The sequence below is a fragment of the Streptomyces sp. NRRL S-244 genome (assembly GCF_000717915.1).
In the GTDB taxonomy this organism is placed as follows: domain Bacteria; phylum Actinomycetota; class Actinomycetes; order Streptomycetales; family Streptomycetaceae; genus Streptomyces.
Genome location: NZ_JOCX01000071.1, coordinates 1 through 243 on the forward strand (window position 1 = coordinate 1; position 243 = coordinate 243).

Annotated in this window: 1 rRNA gene; it reads right to left on the reverse strand. The window is 54.3% G+C overall.

The features are described 5' to 3' along the window. Positions 1-97 (reverse strand): 5S ribosomal RNA (rrf, locus tag IF02_RS33345); the annotation flags it as partial. Between the last annotated feature and the right edge of the window lie 146 nt (positions 98-243).

The window sequence follows — 243 nt, forward strand, 5'->3', positions numbered from 1 at the left end:
CCCACAGGGTCCCCCCTGCAGTACCATCGGCGCTGAAAGGCTTAGCTTCCGGGTTCGGAATGTAACCGGGCGTTTCCCTAACGCTATGACCACCGAAACACTATGAAATTCAGAACGCTGGCTGTAATCACAGCTGTTCGTTATTTCAGAACTAACACAGTGGACGCGAGCAACTGAGGACAAGCCCTCGGCCTATTAGTACCAGTCAGCTCCACCCGTTACCGGGCTTCCACATCTGGCCTA